The organism is Zhihengliuella sp. ISTPL4 (assembly GCF_002848265.1).
GTDB lineage: Bacteria > Actinomycetota > Actinomycetes > Actinomycetales > Microbacteriaceae > Microbacterium.
Genome location: NZ_CP025422.1, coordinates 2209727 through 2232988, shown reverse-complemented (window position 1 = coordinate 2232988; position 23262 = coordinate 2209727). Strand labels below are relative to the sequence as shown.

General features: G+C 70.5%; 20 protein-coding genes. 12 read left to right on the top strand and 8 right to left on the bottom strand.

Features of this window, described 5'->3' with window-relative positions; translation table 11 throughout:
- Position 1: 1 nt before the first annotated feature.
- Complete coding sequence (locus CYL12_RS10705) at positions 2-1531, bottom strand: FAD-dependent oxidoreductase (protein WP_101847589.1); 1530 nt, start codon at positions 1529-1531, stop codon at positions 2-4.
- A gap of 87 nt (positions 1532-1618) precedes the next feature.
- Here CYL12_RS10705 and CYL12_RS10700 point away from each other — a divergent pair, with 87 nt between their 5' ends.
- The 9 genes from CYL12_RS10700 (at position 1619) to CYL12_RS10660 (ending at position 11763) form a co-directional block, all read left to right on the top strand.
- On the top strand, positions 1619-1993 hold the full coding sequence (locus CYL12_RS10700; RefSeq protein ID WP_233486713.1) for a fluoride efflux transporter FluC: 375 nt from the start codon (positions 1619-1621) through the stop codon (positions 1991-1993).
- Positions 1990-2349 (top strand): fluoride efflux transporter FluC, encoded by a 360-nt coding sequence (locus CYL12_RS10695; RefSeq protein WP_199399107.1) that lies wholly within the window; start codon positions 1990-1992, stop codon positions 2347-2349. Before CYL12_RS10700 ends, CYL12_RS10695 begins: the two co-directional genes overlap by 4 nt.
- Positions 2350-2461: 112 nt before the next feature.
- Complete coding sequence (locus tag CYL12_RS10690) at positions 2462-3724, top strand: ABC transporter substrate-binding protein (protein WP_101847587.1); 1263 nt, start codon at positions 2462-2464, stop codon at positions 3722-3724.
- A gap of 4 nt (positions 3725-3728) precedes the next feature.
- A complete protein-coding gene (locus tag CYL12_RS10685) occupies positions 3729-4691 on the top strand; it encodes a carbohydrate ABC transporter permease (RefSeq protein ID WP_101847586.1) in 963 nt (320 codons plus the stop codon).
- On the top strand, positions 4684-5574 hold the full coding sequence (locus CYL12_RS10680) for a carbohydrate ABC transporter permease (protein WP_199399106.1): 891 nt from the start codon (positions 4684-4686) through the stop codon (positions 5572-5574). The genes CYL12_RS10685 and CYL12_RS10680 overlap by 8 nt, the downstream gene beginning before the upstream one ends.
- A 3-nt stretch (positions 5575-5577) precedes the next feature.
- Positions 5578-6633: a LacI family DNA-binding transcriptional regulator gene (locus CYL12_RS10675; protein ID WP_101847585.1), complete on the top strand. Its 1056-nt coding sequence runs from the start codon at positions 5578-5580 to the stop codon at positions 6631-6633.
- 39 nt (positions 6634-6672) lie between these two features.
- The gene (locus CYL12_RS10670; RefSeq protein WP_199399105.1) at positions 6673-7857 is read left to right on the top strand and encodes a Gfo/Idh/MocA family protein; all 1185 of its coding nucleotides are present in this window, start codon (positions 6673-6675) and stop codon (positions 7855-7857) included.
- 164 nt (positions 7858-8021) lie between these two features.
- Complete coding sequence (locus CYL12_RS10665) at positions 8022-8609, top strand: TetR/AcrR family transcriptional regulator (RefSeq protein ID WP_101847583.1); 588 nt, start codon at positions 8022-8024, stop codon at positions 8607-8609.
- A gap of 16 nt (positions 8610-8625) precedes the next feature.
- Entirely contained in the window at positions 8626-11763 is a 3138-nt protein-coding gene (locus tag CYL12_RS10660; RefSeq protein ID WP_101847582.1) for an efflux RND transporter permease subunit, read from the top strand.
- Positions 11764-11860: 97 nt separating this feature from the next.
- On the opposite strand, the gene CYL12_RS10655 is transcribed toward CYL12_RS10660, so the two are convergent.
- A complete protein-coding gene (locus CYL12_RS10655; protein ID WP_101847581.1) occupies positions 11861-12757 on the bottom strand; it encodes an aldose 1-epimerase family protein in 897 nt (298 codons plus the stop codon).
- Between the two features lie 273 nt (positions 12758-13030).
- On the opposite strand from CYL12_RS10655, the gene CYL12_RS10650 reads away from it, so the two are divergent.
- Complete coding sequence (locus CYL12_RS10650; protein WP_101847580.1) at positions 13031-15097, top strand: DEAD/DEAH box helicase; 2067 nt, start codon at positions 13031-13033, stop codon at positions 15095-15097.
- Between the two features lie 68 nt (positions 15098-15165).
- Here the strand turns inward: CYL12_RS10650 and CYL12_RS10645 are convergent, their stop codons facing one another.
- Both CYL12_RS10645 and CYL12_RS10640 read right to left on the bottom strand, forming a co-directional pair.
- Complete coding sequence (locus CYL12_RS10645) at positions 15166-15705, bottom strand: YaeQ family protein (RefSeq protein ID WP_101847579.1); 540 nt, start codon at positions 15703-15705, stop codon at positions 15166-15168.
- Positions 15706-15748: 43 nt separating this feature from the next.
- On the bottom strand, positions 15749-16840 hold the full coding sequence (locus tag CYL12_RS10640; protein ID WP_101847578.1) for an Rv2578c family radical SAM protein: 1092 nt from the start codon (positions 16838-16840) through the stop codon (positions 15749-15751).
- A gap of 74 nt (positions 16841-16914) precedes the next feature.
- Here CYL12_RS10640 and CYL12_RS10635 point away from each other — a divergent pair, with 74 nt between their 5' ends.
- Both CYL12_RS10635 and CYL12_RS10630 read left to right on the top strand, forming a co-directional pair.
- Positions 16915-17844, top strand: coding sequence for a M15 family metallopeptidase (locus tag CYL12_RS10635; protein ID WP_101848759.1), 930 nt, complete (start codon positions 16915-16917; stop codon positions 17842-17844).
- A gap of 164 nt (positions 17845-18008) precedes the next feature.
- Positions 18009-19172, top strand: coding sequence for an acyl-CoA dehydrogenase family protein (locus CYL12_RS10630; RefSeq protein WP_101847577.1), 1164 nt, complete (start codon positions 18009-18011; stop codon positions 19170-19172).
- A gap of 109 nt (positions 19173-19281) precedes the next feature.
- Here the strand turns inward: CYL12_RS10630 and CYL12_RS10625 are convergent, their stop codons facing one another.
- Genes CYL12_RS10625 through CYL12_RS10610 form a run of 4 tightly spaced genes read right to left on the bottom strand, consistent with a single transcriptional unit; the run spans position 19282 to position 23249 of the window.
- Positions 19282-19884: an ECF transporter S component gene (locus tag CYL12_RS10625; protein WP_101847576.1), complete on the bottom strand. Its 603-nt coding sequence runs from the start codon at positions 19882-19884 to the stop codon at positions 19282-19284.
- On the bottom strand, positions 19881-20756 hold the full coding sequence (locus CYL12_RS10620; RefSeq protein WP_101847575.1) for a siderophore-interacting protein: 876 nt from the start codon (positions 20754-20756) through the stop codon (positions 19881-19883). The genes CYL12_RS10625 and CYL12_RS10620 overlap by 4 nt, the downstream gene beginning before the upstream one ends.
- A gap of 10 nt (positions 20757-20766) precedes the next feature.
- Positions 20767-21585, bottom strand: coding sequence for an energy-coupling factor transporter transmembrane component T (locus CYL12_RS10615; RefSeq protein WP_101847574.1), 819 nt, complete (start codon positions 21583-21585; stop codon positions 20767-20769).
- A complete protein-coding gene (locus CYL12_RS10610) occupies positions 21582-23249 on the bottom strand; it encodes an ABC transporter ATP-binding protein (protein WP_101847573.1) in 1668 nt (555 codons plus the stop codon). Before CYL12_RS10610 ends, CYL12_RS10615 begins: the two co-directional genes overlap by 4 nt.
- Between the last annotated feature and the right edge of the window lie 13 nt (positions 23250-23262).

Here is a 23262-nt window from a genome sequence, read left to right as displayed (position 1 = left end):
GTCAGGAGCCGCCGACCGTCCGCGGCACCTCAGGGAGATCGTTCAGCGCCGGTCCCTCGATGCGCGTGCCGTCCGCGGCGAACCGCGACGCGTGCAGCGGGCAGTCCCACGTGCACTCGGCGTCGTTCCAGTCGAGGATGCCGCCGAGGTGCGGGCACACCGCGCTGACCGCACGGGTCACGCCGTCGACCGTGGAGATGGCGACCGGGCGACCGCCGCGGTTCGCCACGACGCCTTCGCCCTCCGCGGGCTGCGGAACCGGGACAGGGGTGGTCTCGGCCTCGACCCAGCCCTTCGTGGCGGCGGCGGCCACCTTCGCGCCCTCGACGGCGCCGCGCGCGAGGTCGGCGGGGACGGTCAGCCGGGTGCCGAGGCGCAGCATCCAGGACGGGCGCTCGCTGCGCTTCGTCCCGATGATCTCCTCGGTGAGCCGCAGGGCCGCGGCGGGCGCATTCGACAGTCCCCACTTCGCATACCCGGTGGCGATGCGGATGCGACCGAGGCCGCGCGGCAGCGCGCCGACGAACGGGATGAGGTTGTGCGACTGGTAGTCCTGCGCGGACCAGCGGTGGGTCTCCTCCGCATCAGGGAAATGCAGCCGCGTCCAGGCCACGAGGTCGTCGATCGCCGCAGTCTCGCCGTCGGAGCGTCCGACCGGATGCCCGTTGCCGCCCACGACGAGCTGTGCCGTCGCTGCCGGACCGTCGGCGGCCGAGACCGGTCGGATGGACCGCGTGGGGCTGTCGGCGGAGATGAACGTCCCCTCCGGCACCCCACCGGAGACCCGGAATGAGACGCAGTATGACCGCATCCCGGCGACCTTGGAGAAGTACAGACCGCGGTCGAGGATCGGCGTCCCCGTCGCGAGGACGATGTGCTCGGCGAACATCGGCCCAGCCGTGGTCTCCACCCGCGGCTCGGGGAGGGCGTGCGCCCCGGTCACACGGACACCGGTGTGCAGCGTGCCGCCGCCGGCGAGGAACTCCTTCGCGAGCGCGTCGGCGACGGCGACCGGGTCGATCGTCACCTGCGAATCGAGCGCGACCGCCCCCGCGATGGGGAACGGCGTCGACAGCTCGCCCGCGGTGAGCAACCGCGTCGGCAGTCCCGCCTCGCGCGCGGCGGCGTGCTGGGCCCGGACCGACTCGAGCCCGTCCGGACCCTGGGCGTAGGTGTGGTCGGTCCGCTCGGTGTAGCTCAGGCCGGCGCTGTCCGCGAAGCCGGTGAGCCACTCCATGCCGGCCCGGTTGGCGTCGACGTACGCCTGGACGAGTGCGGCCGGATGGTGCTTGCGGATGGTGGCGAGCTGCTGCCCCTGGAGGAGGGAGAGCTTGCCGGTGTTGCCGCCCGTCGACAGCTCCGCCACATCGCCGGCGTCGACGACCACGACGTCGAGCCCGGCACGGGTCAGCAGCACCGCGGTGGAGAGGCCGGTGAGGCCCGCCCCGACGATGAGCACGTCGTGCTGCGCGCCGGGATCGAAGGGGGTGCCGTGGGGTGCGTCCTGGTCGACCTTCCAGAGGGGCTTCATGCCGACAGTCAACGCCTGTCCCCGCTGACACCCCAACGCCTTGACATCCGGCGGTCGCGCTGTCATGCGAGGACTACAGTGGCCAGCGTGAGTCTCCGTCCCGTCCTGCTCGTCGCGCTCGGCGGCACGCTCGGGACGGCGGCGCGGCTGGGTCTCGCGCTCCTCGTCCCCGACCAGGCCGGATTCCCTCTCGCCGTACTGCTGGCCAATGTGCTGGGCGCCCTGCTCATCGGCATCGTGGCGGCGCGGCTCCCGGCTTCCGCGGAGCTGCGGCTGCTGCTGGGCACCGGCGTCCTCGGCGGTTTCACGACGTACAGCGCCTTCATGACCGGCACGCTGGCCCTGTGGGCGTCGGCGCCGGTCCTCGCCGCGGCGTATGCCGCGGGCAGTCTCGTCCTCGGTCTCCTCGCGGCGGCCGTGGGGCTCCGGCTGGGGCGCCCGCGCCGGGGGACGCTGTCGTGAGTCCCCTGCTGTTCCTCGCCTCCGCACTCGCCGGCGGCGTCGGCGCGGTCCTGCGCTATCTCGTCGATCTCGGCGTCGCGCGGCTCGCCGGCTGGCGGTTCCCCTGGGGGATCCTCGTCGTCAACCTCACCGGCTCCTTCGCGCTGGGGCTCGTGACGACGGCGCTGCCGGAGGCGGCGTTCGTGCTCGGCGCTGGTCTGCTCGGCGGCTACACGACCTTCAGCACCGCGATGCTCGACGCGGTCGCGCTGTGGCGCGACGGCGAACGCGGAGTGGCGATGTTCGACGCGGTCGGCATGCTCGTGCTCGGTCTCGTCGCCGCGGGGCTCGGGCTCGCGCTGGGGTCCGCGCTCTAGATCCGTGCTTGCGGAGGATAGGCGCCACGCGCTACTCTCGCTGCTAATCGTTTAACGCTAAACGGTTAACATCGCGCACCGCCTTCTCGTGCACCCGTCAAAGGAGACCTCGATGCCCCGCACCTCCCGCCGCGCCCTCGGCGCTCTCGCCGCCTCCGCGGCCGCCGTCTTGGCGCTCTCCGCCTGCTCCTCCTCCGCCACGGGGGAGTCCGCGGGCGGCGACATCACCCTCAGCTACGCGATCTGGGACGAGAACCAGAAGCCCGCGATGGAGGACATCGCCGCCGCGTACACCGAGGAGCACCCGAACGTCACGATCGAGATCCAGGTCACGCCGTACAAGGAGTACTTCACCAAGCTCCAGACCGCGGTGACGGGCGGCTCGGCGGCCGACGTGTTCTGGATGAACGGCCCGAACTTCCAGCTCTACGCCGCGAACGGCCAGCTCGCCCCGCTCGACGCCGTGGACGCCGCCGACTACCCTCAGGGGCTCGTCGACCTCTACACCTACGACGACGCGCTCTACGGCGCCCCGAAGGACTTCGACACCGTCGCGCTCTGGTACAACAAGGCGCTGTTCGACGCCGCGGGGGTGGAGTACCCGAGCGCGGGCTGGACCTGGGACGACTTCCGTTCCGCGGCCGCGAAGCTGACCGACTCCGCCAAGGGCCAGTTCGGCGTCGCCGCCAGCCAGTACGGCCAGGAGAACTTCTACAACTCCATCGCGCAGGCCGGCGGCGAGGTCATCTCCGCGGACGGTACCGAGAGCGGCTACGGCTCCCCCGAAGCTCTCGAGGGCATCGAGCTGTGGACCGACCTCATCGCCGAAGGCTCCTCGCCCACGGCGCAGCAGATGACGGACACGAACCCGGAGGACTTCTTCCTGTCCGGCAAGGTCGCCATGTTCCAGAACGGCTCCTGGGCCGCCATCGCCTACGCGGACAACGCGGACATCGGCGGCAACGTCGACGTGGCCCCGCTGCCGGCGGGTCCGGAGGGCAACCAGAGCGTGATCCACGGCGTCGGGAACGTCGCGAACGCCAAGAGCGCGCACGTGGAGGAGGCCAAGGACTTCGCCGCCTTCGCCAGCGGCGAGCAGGCCGCGAAGATCCAGGCCGAGACCGGCACCGTGATCCCCGCGTACAACGGCACGCAGCAGGCGTGGGTTGACGCCCTCCCGCAGTACGACCTGCAGGTCTACATCGACGCGCTGGAGACGGCCGTCCCGTACCCCGTGTCGAAGAACACCTCCGCGTGGACGAGCATCGAGAGCGAGGTGCTCTCCCAGGTGTGGTCCGGAGCGGTCTCCCCGAAGGACGGCCTGCAGGACCTCGCCGCGCAGATGCAGACCGCGCTGGACGCCGAGCAGGAGTGACCGCATGACCGTCCTCGCGCCTCGTGCGGTCGCGCCCGCAACCGGGCGCGCACCGGAGGCCTCGCCCTCCGGTGCGCGCCGGCGGCGCCGCACGCCCGGCGCCTCGCCGTGGTGGGCCCTCGTCTTCCTCGGGCCCACAGCCCTGGGGCTGGCCGTGTTCTACCTGTGGCCGACCGTGCGCACGCTCATCATCTCCTTCACGAAATCGGGTCCCTTCGGCGGGTCCGAGTGGATCGGGTTCGAGAACTACGTGCGGCTGTTCCAGGATCCGGAGCTCCTCGGCGCCCTGCGCAACACCGCGGTCTACACGGTGATCGCGCTCATCGGCATCCCCCTCGCGGTCGCCATCGCCGCGCTGCTGAACACCACCGGCCTCAAGGGGCGCAGCGCGTATCGCACGCTCTACTTCATCCCGGTCGTCACGATGCCCGCGGCCATCGCCCTCGTCTGGCGCATGATCTACAACGGCGACTACGGCGTGCTGAACGCCGCCCTCGGTGCGGTCGGCGTCGAGGGTCGGAGCTGGCTCACCGATCCGAACACCGCGCTGATCGCGATCGCCGTCGTCGGCATCTGGGCGGGGCTGGGGACGAACATCGTCATCTTCCTCGCCGGACTCCAGGGCATCCCGGACACGATCATGGAGGCGGCCGACCTCGACGGGGCGGGTCCCGTGCGGAAGTTCTTCTCCATCACGATCCCGCTGCTGTCGCCCTCGATCTTCTTCGTCAGCGTCATCAGCGTGATCGGAGCCCTGCAGGTGTTCGACCTCATCTACATGATGCTCGGCCGCAGTAACCCCGCGATGCCGAACACCCGCACGGTCGTGTACCTGTTCTACGAAGCGGGCTTCCTCGACAACGACCGCGGGTACGCCGCCGCCGTCGCCTTCCTCCTGCTGCTGATCATCCTCGTGCTGACGATCGTGCAGTTCCGGCTGCAGAAGAAGTGGGTGCACTATGAGTGACGTCTCCCTCGACACCCGCGCGGTCGTCGGTGCCGCCTCCGCACGATCGCGGAGGGCGGGCACGCCCCGGAACCGCGGACTGTGGGTCGTGCACGTCGTCCTCATCGTCGGTGCGGCGCTCATGGTGTTCCCGTTCGTCTGGCAGCTGCTGACCTCGTTCAAGACGCTGTCCGACTCGGTGCAGGTGCCGCCGTCGTTCCTCCCGCGCGAGTGGGTGTTCACGAACTTCGCCGAGGTCTTCGATTCGATGCCGTTCGGGCAGATGTTCCTGAACTCCGTGCTCCTCACCGTCGGCCGCACGGTCGGCCAGGTCGCCCTGTGCACCATGGCGGGCTACGCGTTCGCGCGCATCGCCTTCCCCGGCCGGAACGCCCTGTTCGTCGTCTTCCTCTCGGTGCTCATGGTGCCCTCGCAGCTCTACCTACTGCCGCAGTACGAGATCATCCAAACGCTCGGCTGGCTGAACACGCTGCAGGCGCTCATCGTGCCCGGCATCTTCAGCGCCTTCGGGACCTTCCTGATGCGGCAGTTCTTCCTCTCCATGCCGGCGGAGCTGGAGGAGGCGGCGCGCATCGACGGGGCGAATCCGTGGCAGACCTTCTGGCGGATCATGGTTCCGCTCGCGAAGCCTGGCATCATCGCACTTGTGGTGTTCACCGTGCTGTGGTCCTGGAATGATCTGCTGTGGCCGCTGATCGTGACGACCGATCCGGCGAAGATGCCGCTGTCGGTCGGACTCTCGCAGCTCGTCGGCATCCACGGCACCGACTACCCGGTGCTCATGGCGGGTGCGCTGCTGGCGACCCTGCCCATGCTGGTGACGTTCATGATCCTGCAGCGGCAGTTCATCCAGGGCATCGCGTTCAGCGGGACGAAGGGCTGAGACATGGCACAGCGTGAGCACGCCCCGAGCCGCCGACCGACCCTGCGGATGGTGGCCGAACGTGCCGGGGTGTCGACCGCGACCGTCTCGTACGTGTTCTCCGGGCGGGCCGGGGCCAGCGGGGCCGGCGTGGCCGAGGCCACGGCGGCGCGGGTGCTCGCGGCGGCGGACGAGTTGAACTACCGGCCGAACACGGCCGCCAGGGCGATCCGCACGGGTCGCAGCGGCATGGTGCAGCTCTCCCTGCACATGCTGAGCGATCCGTGGTCGCTGGCGGTGGCGGACGCCGTGAACGCCGAGGCGAACCGGCACGGGCTGACGACGCTGATCCTCGCCGACGGCGACTGGCACGCGGCGCTCGACCGTGTCGAGAGCGACGTGGCGTACCTCGACGGTGTCGGCCTGGACGAGGAGGACGCCCGACGGCTGGGCGACCTCGTCAAGCGCGGCCAGCGGCTCGTGGTGTTCTCGGAGCATCTGGAGCCGGACGGCTTCGACGTCATCCGCTCGGACGCGATCCCGGGGTGCGAGCTTGCGATGGATCACCTGCTGGAGCGGCACACGGCCATCGGCTGCATCGCCGCCGAAGGCGCCGTTCGTCTCGCGGGAACCCAGGTCACGCGCTACACGCCGTACGTCGAGAAACTCGCGGCGGCCGGCATCTCCCCGGATCCGGCGTGGACCGTGACCTATGCGGAGACGCAGGCCAGCGCTTTCACCGCCGCGATCGAGCTGCTGTCGCAGGAGCACCGCCCGGACGCCGTCTACGCCACGACCGACTTCGCCGCGATCGCCGCGATCAACGCCGCCCACATGCTCGGACTCCGCGTGCCGTACGACGTCGCGGTGGTCGGTGTCGGGAACACGCCGGACGCACGGCTCATCGCCCCCACCCTCACCACCGTCGGCCCCACCGACTTCTACGAGCGCCAGGCGCGGATCATCGTCGAGAGGGCGCTCGAGAGCGAGCCCTCGCCCGGTGCGCTGCACGAGTTCCCCTGGGCCCTCGTCCCGGGCGGCTCGACCGATCTCGACGCTCCGACCCCTCGCGGCCGCTGAGTCGCCCCCTTTCTTCCCCTCTGTCACGAAGGACTTCTGTTGGACCTCCACATCGGCATCATCGGCTTCGGCGCGCGCTCCACCCTCCAGGAGGAGGTGCACCGACCGGGACGCGGCTCTCGCATCACCGCCGTCTGCGACCTCGCCCCGCGCGCCCGCGAGGATGCCAGGGCGCTCGTCCCCGACGCGCTCATCACCGACTCCCTCGACGAGCTGCTCGCATCCGGTGTCGACGCGGTCATGGTGCTGACGCCGGACGACACGCACGCCGCCCTGACGATCCGGGCGCTGGAGGCCGGGGTACCCGTCTTCTGCGAGAAGCCCCTCGCGATCGATCTCGCCGACGCCGACCGCATGCTGGAGACGGCGCGACGCACCGGCACCCGCCTGTACATCGGCCACAACATGCGGCACATGCCCGTGATCACCCTCATGCGCGGGCTCATCCAGGCGGGGCGCATCGGTCAGGTCAAGGCCGTGTGGGTGCGGCACTTCGTGGGGCACGGCGGCGACTTCTACTTCAAGGACTGGCACGCCGACCGGAGCCGCACCACCGGGCTGCTCCTGCAGAAGGGAGCGCACGACCTCGACATCATCCACTGGCTGGCGGGGGCGTACACCGAGCAGGTGGCGGCGATGGGTGGACTCAGCGTGTACGGCGACATCACCGACCGACGGGATCGCACGGGGGAGCGGATGCCCGACTGGTTCAGCATGGACAACTGGCCGCCGACCGCGCTCACGGGGCTCCACCCCGTGGTCGATGTCGAGGACATCTCGATGGTGAACCTGCGGCTCGAGGGGGGGATCTTCGCCTCGTACCAGCAGTGCCACTTCACCCCGGACTACTGGCGGAATTACACCGTGATCGGCACGGAGGGGCGCATCGAGAACTTCGGCGACGTGGCCGGCAGCGAGGTGAAGCTGTGGAACCGTCGACACGCCGGAGCGGCCGACGCCGATGAGGTGTTCATCGTCCCCGAGGTGCCGGATGCCGGGCACGATGGGGCCGACGCGCTGCTCGTGGCCGAGTTCTTGCGGTTCGTGCGGCACGGCGGGCGCACGGCGACCTCTCCTGTCGCGGCGCGGGAGGCCGTGGCCGCCGGTATCCTCGCGACCGCCTCCCTCCGGGGCGACGGCTCCGCGATCGCCGTCCCCCCGCTCGACCCCGAGCTCGTCGCCTACTTCGAGCGCGGCCAAACCCCCTCCTCCGCCGCCGCCTGATCCAGTTCCCCGGCAGGGGAGTGCAATGTGGCACCCGAACCGCGTCTCCCAGGCACGTTTCTGATCCCGCAGCGAGGGGGGAGGGGAGAGGGGCGGGGCTCCCAGGGAGTTCACACCGGGGCGAATGTACAAACGTACATGTACGGGTGTCCAGGGGGTGAGCGATGGCGGAGAGTGCGCGTCGGCGGCGTGACCCGGAAGCGCGCCGTCGGGAGATCGTCACCGCGGCAGCCGAGCTGATCGTCGAGGTCGGGGCAGAGGCCATCACGCACCGCATGGTCGCCGCCCGAGCCGGAGTGCCGCTCGGGGCGACGACCCAGTACTTCGACACCCTCGACGACCTGCGCACCGCCGCCTTCCTGGCTCTCGCGGACGAGATCGAATGCCGACTCGACGGGGTGCGGCAGACCCTCGCCGCACGTGGTGCCGGAGCGGACGTCATCGCCGCGCTCGTCTACGACAGCGTCCACGACGGACACGCGGTGCAGGCAGATCGCGCCGTCGTCACGGCAGCCGTCCATGACCCGCGTCTGCGCCAACTCGCCCGCGACCTGTCCGACCGTCTCGTCGATCTCCTCGAGCCGACCTATGGCGCCGACCGGGCCCGAGCGGCGATGATCTTCATCGACGGCGTCATGTGGAGCACGCAGATCCGCGACGTCGATCTCGAACAGTCCTTCCTCGAATCCGCACTGGCGCGGATCCTCGGAGAACCTCTCTCCCTCCCATCCGCAGCGACCGCCACCCCCTGACACCGAGGACCCCGCCTTGTCGAAACTCGCCATCCTCAGCCTGAAGAACCGCGCCCTCATCGCGCTCGTGACGATCGTCGCCGCGGTGTTCGGCGGGCTCGCGCTGACCAACCTCAAGCAGGAGCTCATCCCGTCGCTCGAGCTGCCGGCGCTCGTGGTCATGACCACGTACCCCGGCGCCTCGCCCGAGGTCGTCGAGAACGACGTCTCGACGCCGATCGAGTCGGCCATCCAGGGGGTTCCCGACCTGGAGTCGACCACCGCGACGAGCACGACCAACGCATCCATCGTGCAGGCGATGTTCTCGTACGGCACCAACCTCGCGACCGCGGAGCAGAAGATCCAGCAGGCGATCAACCGCATCTCCTCGCAGCTCCCCGAGGACGTCACCCCGCAGGTGCTCTCGGTGTCGATCGACGACTTCCCGGTGATCCAGGTCGCGGTCACGGGTTTCGAGGACGCGGACAACGCGCAGGCGCAGCTCGAGAGCGTCGCGATCCCCGATCTGGAAGACGTCGACGGCGTGAACGCGGCCGAGATCGTCGGCGGCGTCGGACAGCGCATCACCATCACCCCTGACCTCGCGAAGCTCGCCGCCGCCGGCCAGAGCAGCGAGGCGATCAGCACGGCGCTGCAGCAGAACGGCACGCTGTTCCCCGGTGGCGAGATCACCGAGGACGACGAGACGCTGACGGTGCAGACCGGTGCCAAGATCACCTCGGCCGACGAGATCGCCGCCCTGCCGCTCGTCGGCACCGCGGTCACCATCGGCGACGTCGCGACAGTGGCCCAGGAGTCCGACCCGGTGACGTCGATCTCCCGGGTCGACGGCGAGGACGCCCTCTCGATCTCCATCACCAAGCTCCCCGCCGCCAACACGGTCGAAGTGTCGCAGGGCGTGCTGGCCGCGCTCGATGAGATCGGGGAGGCGCTCCCGGACGCGGAGTTCACGGTCGTCTTCGACCAGGCACCGTTCATCGTGCAGTCGATCGACACGCTCGCCACGGAAGGCCTGCTCGGCCTCGTGATGGCCGTGCTCGTGATCCTCGTGTTCCTGCTGTCAGTGCGCTCCACGCTGGTCACCGCGATTTCGATCCCGACCTCCGTCCTCATCACCTTCATCGGCCTGCAGGCGTTCGGCTACTCGCTGAACGTGCTGACCCTCGGGGCGCTCACGATCGCGATCGGGCGCGTGGTCGACGACTCCATCGTGGTGATCGAGAACATCAAACGCCATTACGTCGGCGACGCGGACAAGGGCGATGCGATCCGGCTCGCCGTGCGCGAGGTCGCCGCCGCCATCACCGCGTCGACCATCACGACCGTGGCGGTGTTCCTGCCGATCGTGTTCGTCGGCGACATGGTGGGCGAGCTGTTCCGTCCGTTCGCGATGACGGTCACGATCGCCATGGTCGCCTCGCTCTTCGTGGCGCTGACGATCGTGCCGGTGCTCGCGTACTGGTTCCTCAAGCCCGGCAAGCCGCTCCTCGACGAGGACGGCAACGCGATCGACCCGGAGGACCCCGCCGCACCGCCGACGAAGCTGCAGCGCGGCTACCGGCCGATCCTCGGGTGGACGCTGAAGCACTCGGGCATCACTGTCGCGCTCGCCGTGGTGGTCCTCGCCGGGACGCTCGCCGCCGCGCCGCTGATGAAGGTGAACTTCCTCAGCGACTCCGGTCAGAACACGATGACCGTGACGCAGGACCTCGGGCCGACCGCAAGCCTGCAGGCGAAGTCCGATGCCGCTGCCCCCGTCGAGGAGGCCCTCCTCGACATCGACGGCATCGAGCACGTGCAGGCGTCCATCGGGTCGAGCGGCTCCGCGCTGCGCGACGCGTTCTCCGGCGGCGCGGGCATCACGTACTCGGTTCTCACCGACGGCGACGCCGACCAGGAGAAGCTGCGTGCCGAGGTGCAGGACGCGATCGACGGCCTCGGCGACGAGGTCGGCGAGGTCTCCGTCGCGGCGTCCGCGGGCTTCGGCTCCAGCGACATCGAGATCACCGTGACGGCGGCGAACGGTGACGACCTCGCCACCGCGACCTCCGCCGTGGTGGACGAGCTCGACGGCCGCGAGGGCATCGGGCAGGTCACCGACAACCTTGCCGAGGCCCTGCCGTACATCGCCGTGGTCGTGGACCGCGAGGCGGCCGCCCAGGTCGGGCTGTCCGAGGTCGCCGTCGGGTCGATCGTCTCGAACACGATGCGTCCGCAGCAGATCGGCTCGGTCGAAATCGACGACACCGCCCTGACCGTGTACCTCGTCAACCCGGAGCCGCCGACGACCGTGGCCGCGCTCCAGCAGCTCGCGATCCCCACCGCGGCGGGCATCGTGCCGCTCCAGGACATCGCGACCGTCGAGCAGCGCAACGGCCCCACCTCGATCACCACCGAGCAGGGCCGCCGCACCTCGACCGTCACGGTGCCGCCCGCGTCGGACAACCTCGCGGTCGCCACCCAGTCGGTCACCGAGGCGCTCGCCGCGGCGGACCTGCCGGATGGCGCCTCGGCCGAGGTCGGCGGCGTCGCCTCGCAGCAGGCCGACTCGTTCGCGCAGCTCGGCCTCGCCATGCTCGCCGCGATCCTCATCGTGTACGTGGTGATGGTGGCGACGTTCAAGTCGCTGCGCCAGCCGCTGCTGCTGCTGGTCTCGGTGCCGTTCGCGGCGACCGGAGCCATCTTGCTGCAGATCATCACGGGGGTGCCGCTCGGCGTGGCCTCGCTGATCGGTGTGCTGATGCTCATCGGCATCGTGGTGACGAACGCGATCGTGCTCGTCGACCTCGTCAACCAGTACCGGGAGAAGGGGCTGACGACCGCGGAGGCCGTGATGGCGGGTGGCGAGAAGCGTCTCCGTCCGATCCTCATGACAGCGCTCGCGACGATCCTCGCCCTCACGCCCATGGCGCTGGGGATCACCGGGCACGGCGGGTTCATCTCGCAGCCGCTGGCGATCGTCGTGATCGGCGGGCTCGTCTCCTCCACCGTGCTGACGCTCATCGTGCTGCCGACGCTCTACAACCTCGTCGAAGGGGCGAAGGAGCGGCGACGGGCGCGGAAGGACGAGCACCACGACGCGGGTCCGGTTCCGGTCCACGCGGACGGCACCCCGGTCAGCCGTCGGGAGCTGCGCGAGAACCACGGCGAGTAGTCGCGCGTTCACAACGCAGGAGAAAAGGCCCCGATTCCGTCGGCGAGACGAGGATCGGGGCCTTTCGCGTGAGTTTCTCCTGCGTTGTGAACCGCGGTCAGGCGAAGGAGAGGCCCCACCCCAGCGTCCACGTCTCGCCCGAAGCCAGGCGGCGCACGCCGAGGCGGCTGTTGAACGCGTCCGCCGGAGCGGTCATGGGCTCGATCGCGACGGCGAGCGGTGTCCCGGGATAGTTCGTGGCCGTGTAGACCTGCACGAAGTCGAAGCCTTCGCCCTGCCAGAGCGTGATCGCGCGGCCGTCGGGAGCGGTCAGCGAGTGTCGCACTCGGCCGTCGGCGTCGCGCTCGAGGTCCGTGAACCCCGTGTCCAGGCTGACGTCACCGACGCGGACGCCCGCGCGGAGACGCGGGTCCGCCGGCTGGGTGGCGATCGGCAGCATCCGCTCGTCCGTCTCGAAAGCGGTGCGGGCGGGGACGCGGAGGACGAGGTCGTGCGGATCGACGTCGCCGATCGTCGGGAAGGGGTGCGTCCCGAGCGCGACCGGTGCCGGAGAGTCGGACCAGTTGGTGAGCGTGTGCGTGACTTCGACGCCGTCCGCGGTGAGGACGTAGGCGACGGACGTCTCGATCAGGTAGGGATATCCGGTCTGCGGGAAGACGGTCGCGCGGAGGGTTGCGGCGCCCTCGGTCTGCTCGACCGTATAGGCGGTGTAGCGCAGCAGTCCGTGGCTGGCGGTGTTCGTCTTGGGCTCGCTGATGGCGAGCTGGCGGGCGGTGCCTTCATCGTCCCACGCACCGTCGCGCACGCGGTTCGGCCACGGCGCCAGCACGACTCCGGAGCACGACGGCGTCGGGACGTCGAGGGCGTACGGCGAGATGAGGTCGACCTCGCCGATCCGGAGGGCGCGGAGCGAAGCGCCGACCTGGGCGATCTGCGCGCTCACGTCGTCGAGGCGGAGGTGGACCTGGGTGCCGGTGGGAGAGACGGAGTTCACCTCGACATCGTAGTGCGGGAGGCGGCCGGAGTGCGGGGGTCTCCCAGGGTCGCCGGGTAGACTGGGGAGGTCGGCTTCGGACACCCGCGCAGGGCGCGGACGTTTTTCAGTGTGTGAAGTGTGAGTCCAGGGGCCGATGGTGCGCGTCGATCGACGTGAATCAACCATCACAGGAATGGCCCCGGCCGCAGATCGTCCGGACTCCGCTTGATCGGAGTGCTCGCGCGTGCGCGCAGCGCTGTTCTCGTGCGAGAACGCAAGAAGGACACCCGAATGCCCAAGAACAAGAAGCCCCGTGGCGGCCGCGCCGCCGCGAACTTCGAGCCGCGTTACGGCGCCAAGAAGACCTCGTTCCACGACCGCCACCGTCCGACCGGTGGTCGGGACACGGGCCGCGACGAGCGTCCCGCCCGTGACGACCGCGATGGTCGCGCGGCGAGCGGTTACGATCGTCGCCCGGGCAGCCGTAGCCCCGGCCACCGCGGCTACCGCCCGGAGGAGTCGGAGTCCGGTGCCCCGAAGCGCCGCTGGAGCTCTCAGGAGCGCGCCGGCCGCGACGAGGCCCGCAGCATCCGCAACCGCGCGGAGTCCGGACGCCGCGAGGCCCCGCACCGCCGCGACGACCGCGCCGGTGGCGGCCGGTTCGACGACCGCGCCGAGCGTCCGCGGTACAACGACCGGGCCGGCGCGGGCCGGTTCGATGACCGTCCGCGGCGCGACGACCGCGGCGGCTCGCAGCGACAGGGGTTCCGCGACGGCGACCACCGCGATGGCGGACGCCCGCGCTTCGACGATCGCCGGAACGAGCGTCCGCGCTTCGATCGCGACGACCGTCCGCGGCGCGATGACCGCGGCGGCGACCGCACCCGCGGCAACGACCAGGGGGGCGAGCGTTCGTACGACGCCGCCCGTGCCCGCCGCGCCTTCGACCGCGACCGCACGCAGCGCTCTTTCGAGGGCGGGCGCGAGCGGCCGTCGACCGGAGGGGCCTACCGCACCGAGCGACCGCGTCGGGACGAGCGTCCGCGCCGTGACGAGCGTCCGACCCGCAGCGACTGGAACGCGAAGCCGAAGGCGGCGTTCGAGCAGGCCGACGACGTCGTCCACGAGCGCCTCGAGGCGCAGGCCGTGCAGGCCGTCGAGGTCGAGGGCGTCACGTTCGCCGACCTCGGCCTGGGCTCGAACATCACCGAGACCCTGAACAACATGGGGGCCGCGACGCCGTTCCCGATCCAGGCGGCGAGCATCCCCGCCGTCCTCGAGGGGCGCGACGTGCTGGCCCGCGGACGCACGGGCTCCGGCAAGACCATCGCCTTCGGCGCGCCGCTCGTCGAGCGGGTGCTGCAGTCGCAGGCGGGCAAGCGTCGCGAGTTCGGCCGGTCGCCGCGCGCGATCATCCTCGCCCCGACGCGCGAGCTCGCGCTGCAGATCGATCGGACCATCCAGCCGATCGCCCGGAGCGTCGGCCTGTTCACGACGCAGATCTACGGTGGCGTGCCGCAGGGGCGTCAGGTGGGTGCGCTGAAGAAGGGCGTCGACATCGTCATCGGCACCCCCGGTCGCATCGAGGACCTGATGAATCAGGGCAAGCTCGACCTGTCGGACTGCCGGATCGCCGTGCTCGACGAGGCCGACCACATGTGCGAGCTCGGCTTCGTCGAGCCCGTGCAGCGCATCCTCCGCCGCACGGCCGAGGGCAGCCAGAAGCTCCTGTTCTCCGCGACGCTCGACCGCGAGGTCGCGGCGCTGGTGGACGAGTTCCTCGTGGACCCGGCCGTGTTCGAGGTCGCGGGCGAGGACCAGGGCTCCAGCACGATCGAGCACCGGGTCCTCGTGATCGAGCACCGCGACAAGGCCGACATCCTCACGTCACTCGTCGACCGCGAGGGCAAGACGCTGGTCTTCGCCCGCACGCGCGCCTACGCCGAGATGCTGGCCGACCAGTTCGACGACGCCGGCATCCCTGCGGTGTCGCTGCACGGCGACCTCAACCAGGCGAAGCGCACGCGGAACCTGGAGAAGCTGACGTCGGGTCGGGTGAACGTTCTCGTGGCCACCGATGTCGCGGCGCGCGGCATCCACGTCGACGACATCGACCTCGTGGTTCAGGCCGACGCGCCGGACGAGTACAAGACGTACCTGCACCGCTCGGGTCGCACCGGCCGCGCGGGGCGCTCCGGCCGCGTCGTGACGCTCATCACCCGTCAGCGCCAGCGCCGGATGACCGAGCTGCTCGGTCGTGCCGAGATCGAAGCGCCGTTCGAGCAGGCGCGACTGGACGATGACGTGATCGAGGAGATCGCGGGACGCGTGCCGTCCGCCGCCGAGCTCACCTCCTGACCCGCTCGGGATCAGAAAGGCCCCGGAGACTTCGATCTCCGGGGCCTTTCTGCATTCCGCCCCGGGCGTCAGGGGAGGGGGTGCTCGTGGAGAGTGGTCGTCAGGGATGTGCCGTTGAGGTCGAGGTAGAGCATCCGCTCGGTGACCGTCAGGGTCAGGGTGTTCCGGCGGGCCAGGTGGGGCGTGGCGGTGTCGATGAAACCCGGGTCGAAGCTGAAGACCCGGATGTCTTCTGCGCGATGGATGCGCTTGTCCGCCCAGGGCGCCATGATCTTGGCCGGGTCGCGGTGCGTGTAGACCACCGTCCGGTCCGCGAGACGGGAGGCGTGATGCAGCCGCGCGGCGTCGGGAGCCCCGACCTCGATCCACACGGTGACTCGCCCGGTGAGGTCGCGCACCAGGACTGCAGGTTCCTCGGTGTCGGAGACACTGCCGCCGAACGTGATGCCCTCCGCGAACTCGAGCCCGTACGCGAGCACCCGCGTGAGCATGTACGCGTCGGTCTCGGACGGGTGCCGCGCGGCGCGGAGCGAGACATCCTCGTACACCCCGCGATCGGTGTCGGCGAGCTGCATCTCGAACGTGTGGACTGTCGAACCGATCGCCATGATCCTCGAGCCTACGCGGCGCGCCGGCCTCCGGCCGACCGGGTCAGAAGAGCATCGGCTGCGGCGGGGCGGCGGCCGCGCGACCGCTCCGCGTGAACATGACCGCGCCGGCCGCAGGCGTCTCCGTCTGGACATGCCCCTGCCCTGGACGCAGTCCGCGACGCGGGTAGTCGTCTTCGTGGCGGCCGTCGAGCCCGTGCATCCGGATGAGGGGACGGGCTCGCTTCGCCAACCACTGCCGGTACGGTTTCGGGGCCTCGACGGAGGCGCCGGGGTAGAGGCCGCGATACGAGGACACGAGATCGGGACGATTCTCGCCGAGCCACTGGAAGAACCACGGCTTGACGCCGGGGCGCAGGTGCAGGGCCCCGTAGATCACGCTCCGCGCTCCGGCGGCCTTGATGCGGCGGAGCGCGTCGTCGATCGCGGGAAGGGAGTCGGTGAGGTGCGGCATGATCGGCATGAGGAACACCGTCACGGGGAAGCCGGCGTCGGCGAGGGCCCGTACGGTGTCGAGGCGGGCCTGCGTGGTCGGAGCGCCGGGCTCGATCGCCTTCTGCAGCGCGTCGTCGTACATCGCGATCGACATCTGCACGTCGACCGACACGCGCTGCGCTGCCTTCTTCAGCAGCGGGATGTCGCGGCGGATCAGCGTGCCCTTCGTGAGGATGGACATCGGCGTCCCCGATGCCGCCAACGCCTCGATGATCCCCGGCATGAGGGCGTAGCGTCCCTCAGCCCGCTGGTACGGATCGGTGTTGGTGCCGAGGGCGACCGTCTCGTGCTGCCAGCTCCCACGTCGCAGCTCCCGCTCCAGCACCTCGACGACGTTGACCTTGACGACGATCTGAGTGTCGAAGTCGGCGCCGCCGTCGAGGTCGAGGTACTCGTGTGTGCCGCGGGCGAAGCAGTAGGTACAGGCGTGAGAGCACCCGCGGTAGGGGTTGATCGTCCAGGCGAAGGGCATGCGCGAGGCTCCCGGCACGTGGTTCAGCGCGGACTTCGACAGCACCTCGTGGAACGTCATGCCGGCGAACTCCGGCGTGGTCACACTGCGGAGAACGCTCGACCGGTTCTCGAGGCCGGGCAGCGCCGCCTCGTCGCTGTCCGCGAGTTTCTGTCCCTGCCACCGCATCGTGCTAGTCGAACAAAGAATCGAATCGATGTCAAGCGAGTGTGGCAGCAATGTTCGAATGGAAGAATGGAGGCATGCTCTCCTCGCCGTACGCTCAGCATGCGGCGCCGCGCTCCCCGATCTTCGGCCCCGCCCTGCCGGTCGGGCTGGCGGTGACCGCGCTCGGCGTGGTGATGTCCCTGACGGGAGCTTCCGGGACGCCGGAGGCCTCGGAGCCCCTGCCGCGTCCCGTCGCGGTGATGCAGGTGCCGTCGGTGGAGAACGCCGCGACCCCCGCCGCGGACCCCTGCGCGGACGCTGCGGTCCAGAAGGCGATCGCGGCGGGGGACGACGCCGCCACCGTCGCGGCCTTCGGTGGCGGGGCTCGATTCCGCGACGCCGTCGTCGCCGGGAACGCCCCGTGCGTTTCGCTGAGCGATCCCGCGCGGCTCTGGGTGGTGGTGAACAAGGGGCGTCCGCTCGACCCCGCTGACTACGAACCGGCGGGATTGGGTCAGGTGCCGCTGCAGATGACGACGCCGTCCGGCCGCGTGCGCGCGGAGGTGGCCGAGGCTGCCGGGCGCATGGCGGATGCCGCCGCGGCCGCGGGGGTCGGGCGCATCGGGGCGAACAACGGCTACCGCTCGTACGGCCTCCAGGTCGCGACCTACGGCGCCCATGTGCGGGATCAGGGGCAGGCGGAAGCGGATGCCGGCTCCGCGCGACCCGGGCACAGCGAGCATCAGACCGGACTCGCACTCGACGTCGTGGCCTGCGACGCGGGCTGCGGCGGGCTCGACGGCTTCGGCGCTACGCGGCAGAGCGAGTGGGTGGCGGCGCACGCCTGGGAGTACGGATTCATCGTTCGCTACGAGCAGGTGGGCACCCCGGTCACCGGGTACGCGCCGGAACCCTGGCACCTGCGCTACGTCGGCGCGGAGCTCGCGGCCGCGTATCACCAGGGCGGCTATCACACGCTGGAGGAGTTCTTCGGGCTACCGGCGGCGCCCGACTACGACCACTGAGCCGGTGTGTCCGCAGGGCCGAGTGGGACCCTCTGAGGCATCCCACAAATGCGGTACCCAGTCCCACGCGTGATGGGATGCATTCTCACAATCGCCTGTCCTGCCCCGTGTTCCCGCCGTAGACTCGCCGGAGCAACGACGCACGACACGTTCGGGAGGACGGCATGGAACGCGACATCTACGAAGAGGATCACGAGGCATTCCGCGACCTCGTCAAGGATTTCGTCAAGCGCCACGTCACGCACGAGGCGATCGAGAAGTGGGACGCCGCCGGCGAGGTGGACCGCGACACGATGCGGGCCGCGGGTGAGGCCGGCATCATCGGGCTCTCGGTGCCGGAGGAGTTCGGCGGCGCCGGGATGCTGCAGGACTACCGCTTCCGCGCGATCGTGAACGAAGAGGTCATCGCGGCCGGAGCGGGATCCCTCGCCGGGGCCTTCGGCATCCAGGACGACCTGGCCGTGCCGTACCTCGTGCACATGGGCACGCAGGAGCAGAAGGAGAAGTGGCTGCCCCGCATGGCCACCGGCGAGGTCGTCGGCGCTCTCGCCATGACCGAGCCCGGTGCCGGCTCCGACCTCCGCGGGATCAAGACCACCGCGAAGAAGGTCGACGGCGGCTACCTCGTCAACGGCGCCAAGACGTTCATCTCGTCGGGCGCGACCGCCGACCTCGTCGTCACGTTCGTGAAGACCGGCGAGGGCAACCGTCCCGACGCGTTCAGCCTCGTCCTCATCGAGAAGGGCATGGAGGGGTTCGACAACGGCAAGAAGCTCTCCAAGATGGGCTTCCACGGTCATGACACCGCCGAGCTGTCGTTCAGCGACGTGTTCGTGCCGGAGGAGAACCTCATCGGCGGCGTCGAGGGCAAGGGCTTCATCCAGCTCATGATGAACCTGCCGCTCGAGCGCCTCTCGATCGGCGTGGCCGGAGCCGCTGCCGCGCAGGCCGCTTTCGACTGGACCGTCGCGTACACCAAGGACCGCGAGGCCTTCGGGGAGCGCGTCATCGACTTCCAGAACAGCCGCTTCACCATCGCGGACATGTCCGCCACGGTCGACGCCCTGTGGGCCTTCATCGATCGCGCGCTGCTGGCCTACAAGGACGGCAAGCTCTCGGCCGAAGAGGCCGCGAAGGTGAAGTTCTGGGCCACCGAGCGTGAGTGGGAGGTGCTGGACGCCGGCGTGCAGCTGCATGGCGGCTACGGCTACATCACGGAGTACCCCATCGCCCGGGCCTTCCTCGACGCCCGCGTGCACCGCATCTACGGCGGCACGAACGAGATCATGCGGGAGATCGTCGGGCGTCAGATCGCCGGCAAGCGCTGACGTCTCGGGCACAACTTCGGAGATTCCCGACGACACGCCGGGGCGGCATCGTCCGCCCCGGCGTGTCGTGTCCTGGCTCCGAAGTTGTGCCCGGGGGCGATGGGCGGGGTCAGCGGCGCCCGCCGACACCGGCCCGACGGAGGCGGTCGGCGATGAGGATGCCGAGGGCGGTGCCGGCGACACAGCTGGCGATCGTCAGGGCGAAGAAGAGCACCCGGACGGCGAGGGGGAACGTGCCGAGGTCGAACGAGGCCCACGTGAGCAGGGGATACACGACGCCCACGACGGCAGCACCCACGTAGTGCAGCCAGGTGCCCCAGTACCGCCACATCACGAACAGGAAGGGCAGCTCCGTGAAAGCCGCCCACCACAGGTTCGTCGCCACGCTGCCGAAGCCGTAGCCCGAGAAGGGCACGATGACGAGGCCGGAGAGGAGTCCGACGAGGATCCCGACGAGAGGCTTCCGCAGCAGGCGCAGTGCGACCACCGACGGCAGCAGCCAGAGCCCGGCCAGGGCCACGCTGACGAACGGAAGCCCGGGGAACAGCATCGTCGAGACCCAGTTCGCCGGAGCGAGCAGCAATCCGCCGGCGACGCCGAGCGCGGCGCAGGTCAGCAGGATGGCGGTCGGGAACCGGAACCGCCGCGGACGCGAGGTCGGAGCCTCCGCAGGGGCGGGTGCAGAACCGAGCGGCGTCTCCGCGCCGCTCACGCGAGGGGCTCCGCGGCGGCCTCGCGAGCGGCCTTCGAGGCGGGGGAGGCGGCGCCGATCTTCCAATAGCCGCAGAAGCTCACGGCGTTCTTGTCGACACCGCGCTCGCCGACGAGCTGCTTGCGGACGCCCGAGGCCAGTGCCTGCTCGCCCGCCGCATAGGCGTGGAAAGGAGCGTCGGGGAGCGCCGTCCGGCCGAGGGTGTCGAGACTGAGGACCCCTGGCGGGATCTCGTGAGGCCGCACGATCCAGACCACCTCGAGCCCCGGCGGGTGCGGGAACTCCAGGGCGTCCTCCGCCGACGGGACCTCGATGATCGCCGTGCCCGAGGCGTCGGCCGGCAGGGAGGCGCTGATCGACGCGATCGCGGGGAGGGCTGTCTCGTCGCCGACGAGAACGACCCGATCGGTGCCCCGCTCGGGGTTGAACGTCAGGCCCTCGTCGATGATCAGCACGTGCTCGCCGGGCGCGCAGGTCTCCGCCCACCGGGACGCCGGTCCGGCCGTGCCGTCGGCCGCGGAGCCGTGCAGCACGAAGTCGACGTCGAGCTCGGCGCCGCCCTCGGGCGTGGCCGGCCGGAACGCGCGGACGGTGTAGTTGCGCATCACCGGGCGCTCGCCGTCGGGGATGCGGAGGAACTTCAGATACCCGAACATCCGGTTCGCCTTGGCGGGCACGCGCTCCAGCCCCGCTTCGCCGCCGATCGGCAGGAACAGCCGGAACCACTGGTCGTATCCCATCGGCCGGAAGCGGTCGATCTCCCCGCCGCCGAGAGTCACCCGCATCCAGTGCGGCGCGAGCCGTTCGGTGCGGAGCACGGTGAGGTGGAGGAGCTCGGCCGTCTCCGGCTTGACCATCTTGCTGAATGCCATGGGGTGCCTTTCAGGGGAGCTGCCAGGGGAAGAAGACGACGAAGATCGCGGCGGACACGGCGAGCATGGCGACGGTGAAGACCGTGTCCCTCGCCCGGAACGGCACGAGGTGGCGTTCGGTCCGCGTCGGGTGCGCGCCGAACGCGCGGGAGTCCATCGCGAGTGCCACGCGCTCGGCGTGCCGGATCGCGCCGGCGAGCAGCGGCACGATGTACCCCCAGCCGCGCGCGATCCGCGCGAACGGGCCGCGGCCGCCGTGGTAACCGCGCACCCGATGTGCGGCTCGGATCACGCTCAGCTCGTGGCCGAACCGGGGAACGAAGCGGAACGCCGCCAGTGCCGTGTAGCCGATGCGATACGGGACGCGCAGCTGCTGCACGCTGGCGCGCACGAGGTCGGAGCCGCTGGTGGTGAGGCCGCCGACGAGGGCGAGTGCGACGATGGACCCCAGCCGGAGCGCCGTGGCGAATCCGATGACGAGCGCGCCGCTGTAGAGGGTCCAGTCGCCGATCGCGACAATCGGGGCGGTGCCGGCGACGAGGGCTGCGTCGACCCACAGCGAGAAGCCCACCCCGATCGCGACCACGCCCACGGGGAGCCCGAGGAGGAGCATCGCGAGGAGTCGTCCCGTCACGCGCGCGCCCACGAGGATGAGGGCGTACGCGAGCACGAGGAAGGCAGCCGGGGTGGCCAGATCGCGCACGAAGACGAGGAGCAGCATCGCGGGAGCGAAGCCGGCGACCTTCGCCAGCGGATTGAGACTGTAGAGGAACTGCCGCCGCGATGTCGCCGTCAGCGGCGCATACGGATCGAGGGTGGTCAGCGTCATGGCGTCACCTCCCACCCGGCCGCCGCGAGCACCCGCTGAAGGGCGGGGACGCGCAACCCGGCGGAGGGGAGGATCGCGGGGTCCGCGAAAACCGCCGCCGTCGGACCAGCGGCGCGGACCCGCCCCTCGGCGAGGACGACGGTGTCCGTCGCGTGGTCGGCGACGAGCTGCAGGTCGTGGGTGACGATGACGACGGTCGTGCCGTCCGCGCGGAGACCCGCCAGCAGGTCGAGGAGCTCGGCGGCCCTGGCGCGGTCCTGACCGAAAGTGGGCTCGTCGAGGGCGAGGACGGAGGGGCGGGCGATGAGAGCGGTGCCGACCGAGAGCCGTCGCTTCTCGCCGCCGGAGAGGAGGAAGGGGTGCACGTCGGCCTTGTGCGTCAGCCCGAACCGCTCGAGCATCTCCGTGACGCGCGCGCTCACCTCGTCGTCCGGTACATGGCGCAGCCGGAGCCCGTGGGCGAGCTCGTCGAACACGGTGGCGGCGATGAACTGGTGCTCCGGGTTCTGGAACACGAAGCCGATGCGCGCCGCGAGGTCCCGAGGGGAGGCGGTGCCCGGGTCGATGCCGTCGACGGAGATCCGGCCCTTCGGCGGCGGCACGACCCCCGCGAGGGCCTGGATCAGTGTCGTCTTGCCCGCGCCGTTGGCCCCGATGATCGCGGTGAGACTCCCGGGAGCGATGTCGACGTCGACCCCGTGCAGGATCTCGGTGCGGCGCCGCGTGACGGTGAGGTCCCGCGCCCGGATGATCGGCTGCCGGTCGACGGAGGGAGGGCCGTCGGGGAGGATCGAGGACGCGCGGGCCGGACCTGGAGGCAGGGTGGCGGCCAGCGCTTCCGGCGTCAGCGGCAGCGGATCGAGGACGATCCCCCGGTCGCGGAGGCGGAGCGCGGCGAGCGTCGCGGCGGGCAGCCAGACCCCCATCGCCATGAGCTCGTCGGCATGCGCGCGGATGATCTCCGCGGCCGGACCGTCGAAGACCACCCGACCCTCGCGGTCGAGCACGATGGTGCGGGTGACGAAACGCATCGCCGCATCGAGGTTGTGTTCGACGAGGAGGATGGCCCGGTCTCCCGCCGCCACGACGTCGGTCAGCGCCGCGTACACGTCGTCGATGCCCTGCGGGTCGAGGTTCGCGGTCGGCTCGTCCAGCACGATGAGCGGAGAGCCCATAGCGAGCGCGCAGGCGATCGCGAGACGCTGGCGCCCACCGCCGGACAGGTGATCGGGGTTGTCGTCGCGGCGCTCCCAGAGACCGACGCGACGCAGAGCGTCCTCCACGCGGGCGCGCACCGAGTGGAGCGGGAGCAGAAGGTTCTCGGGCCCGAAAGCCACCTCGTCGTAGACCGCCCCCGTGACGATCTGCGCATCCGGGTCCTGGAAGACCATGGCGACATGCGTGCTGAGCGTCGCGGTGTGCGCGGTGACGGTGTCGACCCCGCCGGCCTCGACGGAGCCCGCCATCGACGCCGGAAGCGCGTGGGGGATGAGGCCGTTGAGCGCGAGGGTGAGCGTCGACTTCCCGGAGCCGGAAGGGCCGAGCAGCAGGACGACCTCGCCGGGGTGAAGGTCGAAGGTCACGTCACGCGGGGACGGGTGCACGGCGTCCGCGTGGGTGAGGGTCAGCTCGCGCACGCGGAGGAGGGGTGCGGATGGGCGCACGGCACGTCCCTGG

Bases quoted from the DNA above. Each gene is read 5' to 3' on its own strand.
- CYL12_RS10705 (WP_101847589.1), bottom strand. From the start codon at position 1,531: ATGAAGCCCCTCTGGAAGGTCGACCAGGACGCACCCCACGGCACCCCC.
- CYL12_RS10690 (WP_101847587.1), top strand. From the start codon at position 2,462: ATGCCCCGCACCTCCCGCCGCGCCCTCGGCGCTCTCGCCGCCTCCGCG.
- CYL12_RS10685 (WP_101847586.1), top strand. From the start codon at position 3,729: ATGACCGTCCTCGCGCCTCGTGCGGTCGCGCCCGCAACCGGGCGCGCA.
- CYL12_RS10680 (WP_199399106.1), top strand. From the start codon at position 4,684: ATGAGTGACGTCTCCCTCGACACCCGCGCGGTCGTCGGTGCCGCCTCC.
- CYL12_RS10675 (WP_101847585.1), top strand. From the start codon at position 5,578: ATGGCACAGCGTGAGCACGCCCCGAGCCGCCGACCGACCCTGCGGATG.
- CYL12_RS10665 (WP_101847583.1), top strand. From the start codon at position 8,022: ATGGCGGAGAGTGCGCGTCGGCGGCGTGACCCGGAAGCGCGCCGTCGG.
- CYL12_RS10650 (WP_101847580.1), top strand. From the start codon at position 13,031: ATGCCCAAGAACAAGAAGCCCCGTGGCGGCCGCGCCGCCGCGAACTTC.
- CYL12_RS10645 (WP_101847579.1), bottom strand. From the start codon at position 15,705: ATGGCGATCGGTTCGACAGTCCACACGTTCGAGATGCAGCTCGCCGAC.
- CYL12_RS10640 (WP_101847578.1), bottom strand. From the start codon at position 16,840: ATGCGGTGGCAGGGACAGAAACTCGCGGACAGCGACGAGGCGGCGCTG.
- CYL12_RS10635 (WP_101848759.1), top strand. From the start codon at position 16,915: ATGCTCTCCTCGCCGTACGCTCAGCATGCGGCGCCGCGCTCCCCGATC.
- CYL12_RS10630 (WP_101847577.1), top strand. From the start codon at position 18,009: ATGGAACGCGACATCTACGAAGAGGATCACGAGGCATTCCGCGACCTC.
- CYL12_RS10620 (WP_101847575.1), bottom strand. From the start codon at position 20,756: ATGGCATTCAGCAAGATGGTCAAGCCGGAGACGGCCGAGCTCCTCCAC.
- CYL12_RS10615 (WP_101847574.1), bottom strand. From the start codon at position 21,585: ATGACGCTGACCACCCTCGATCCGTATGCGCCGCTGACGGCGACATCG.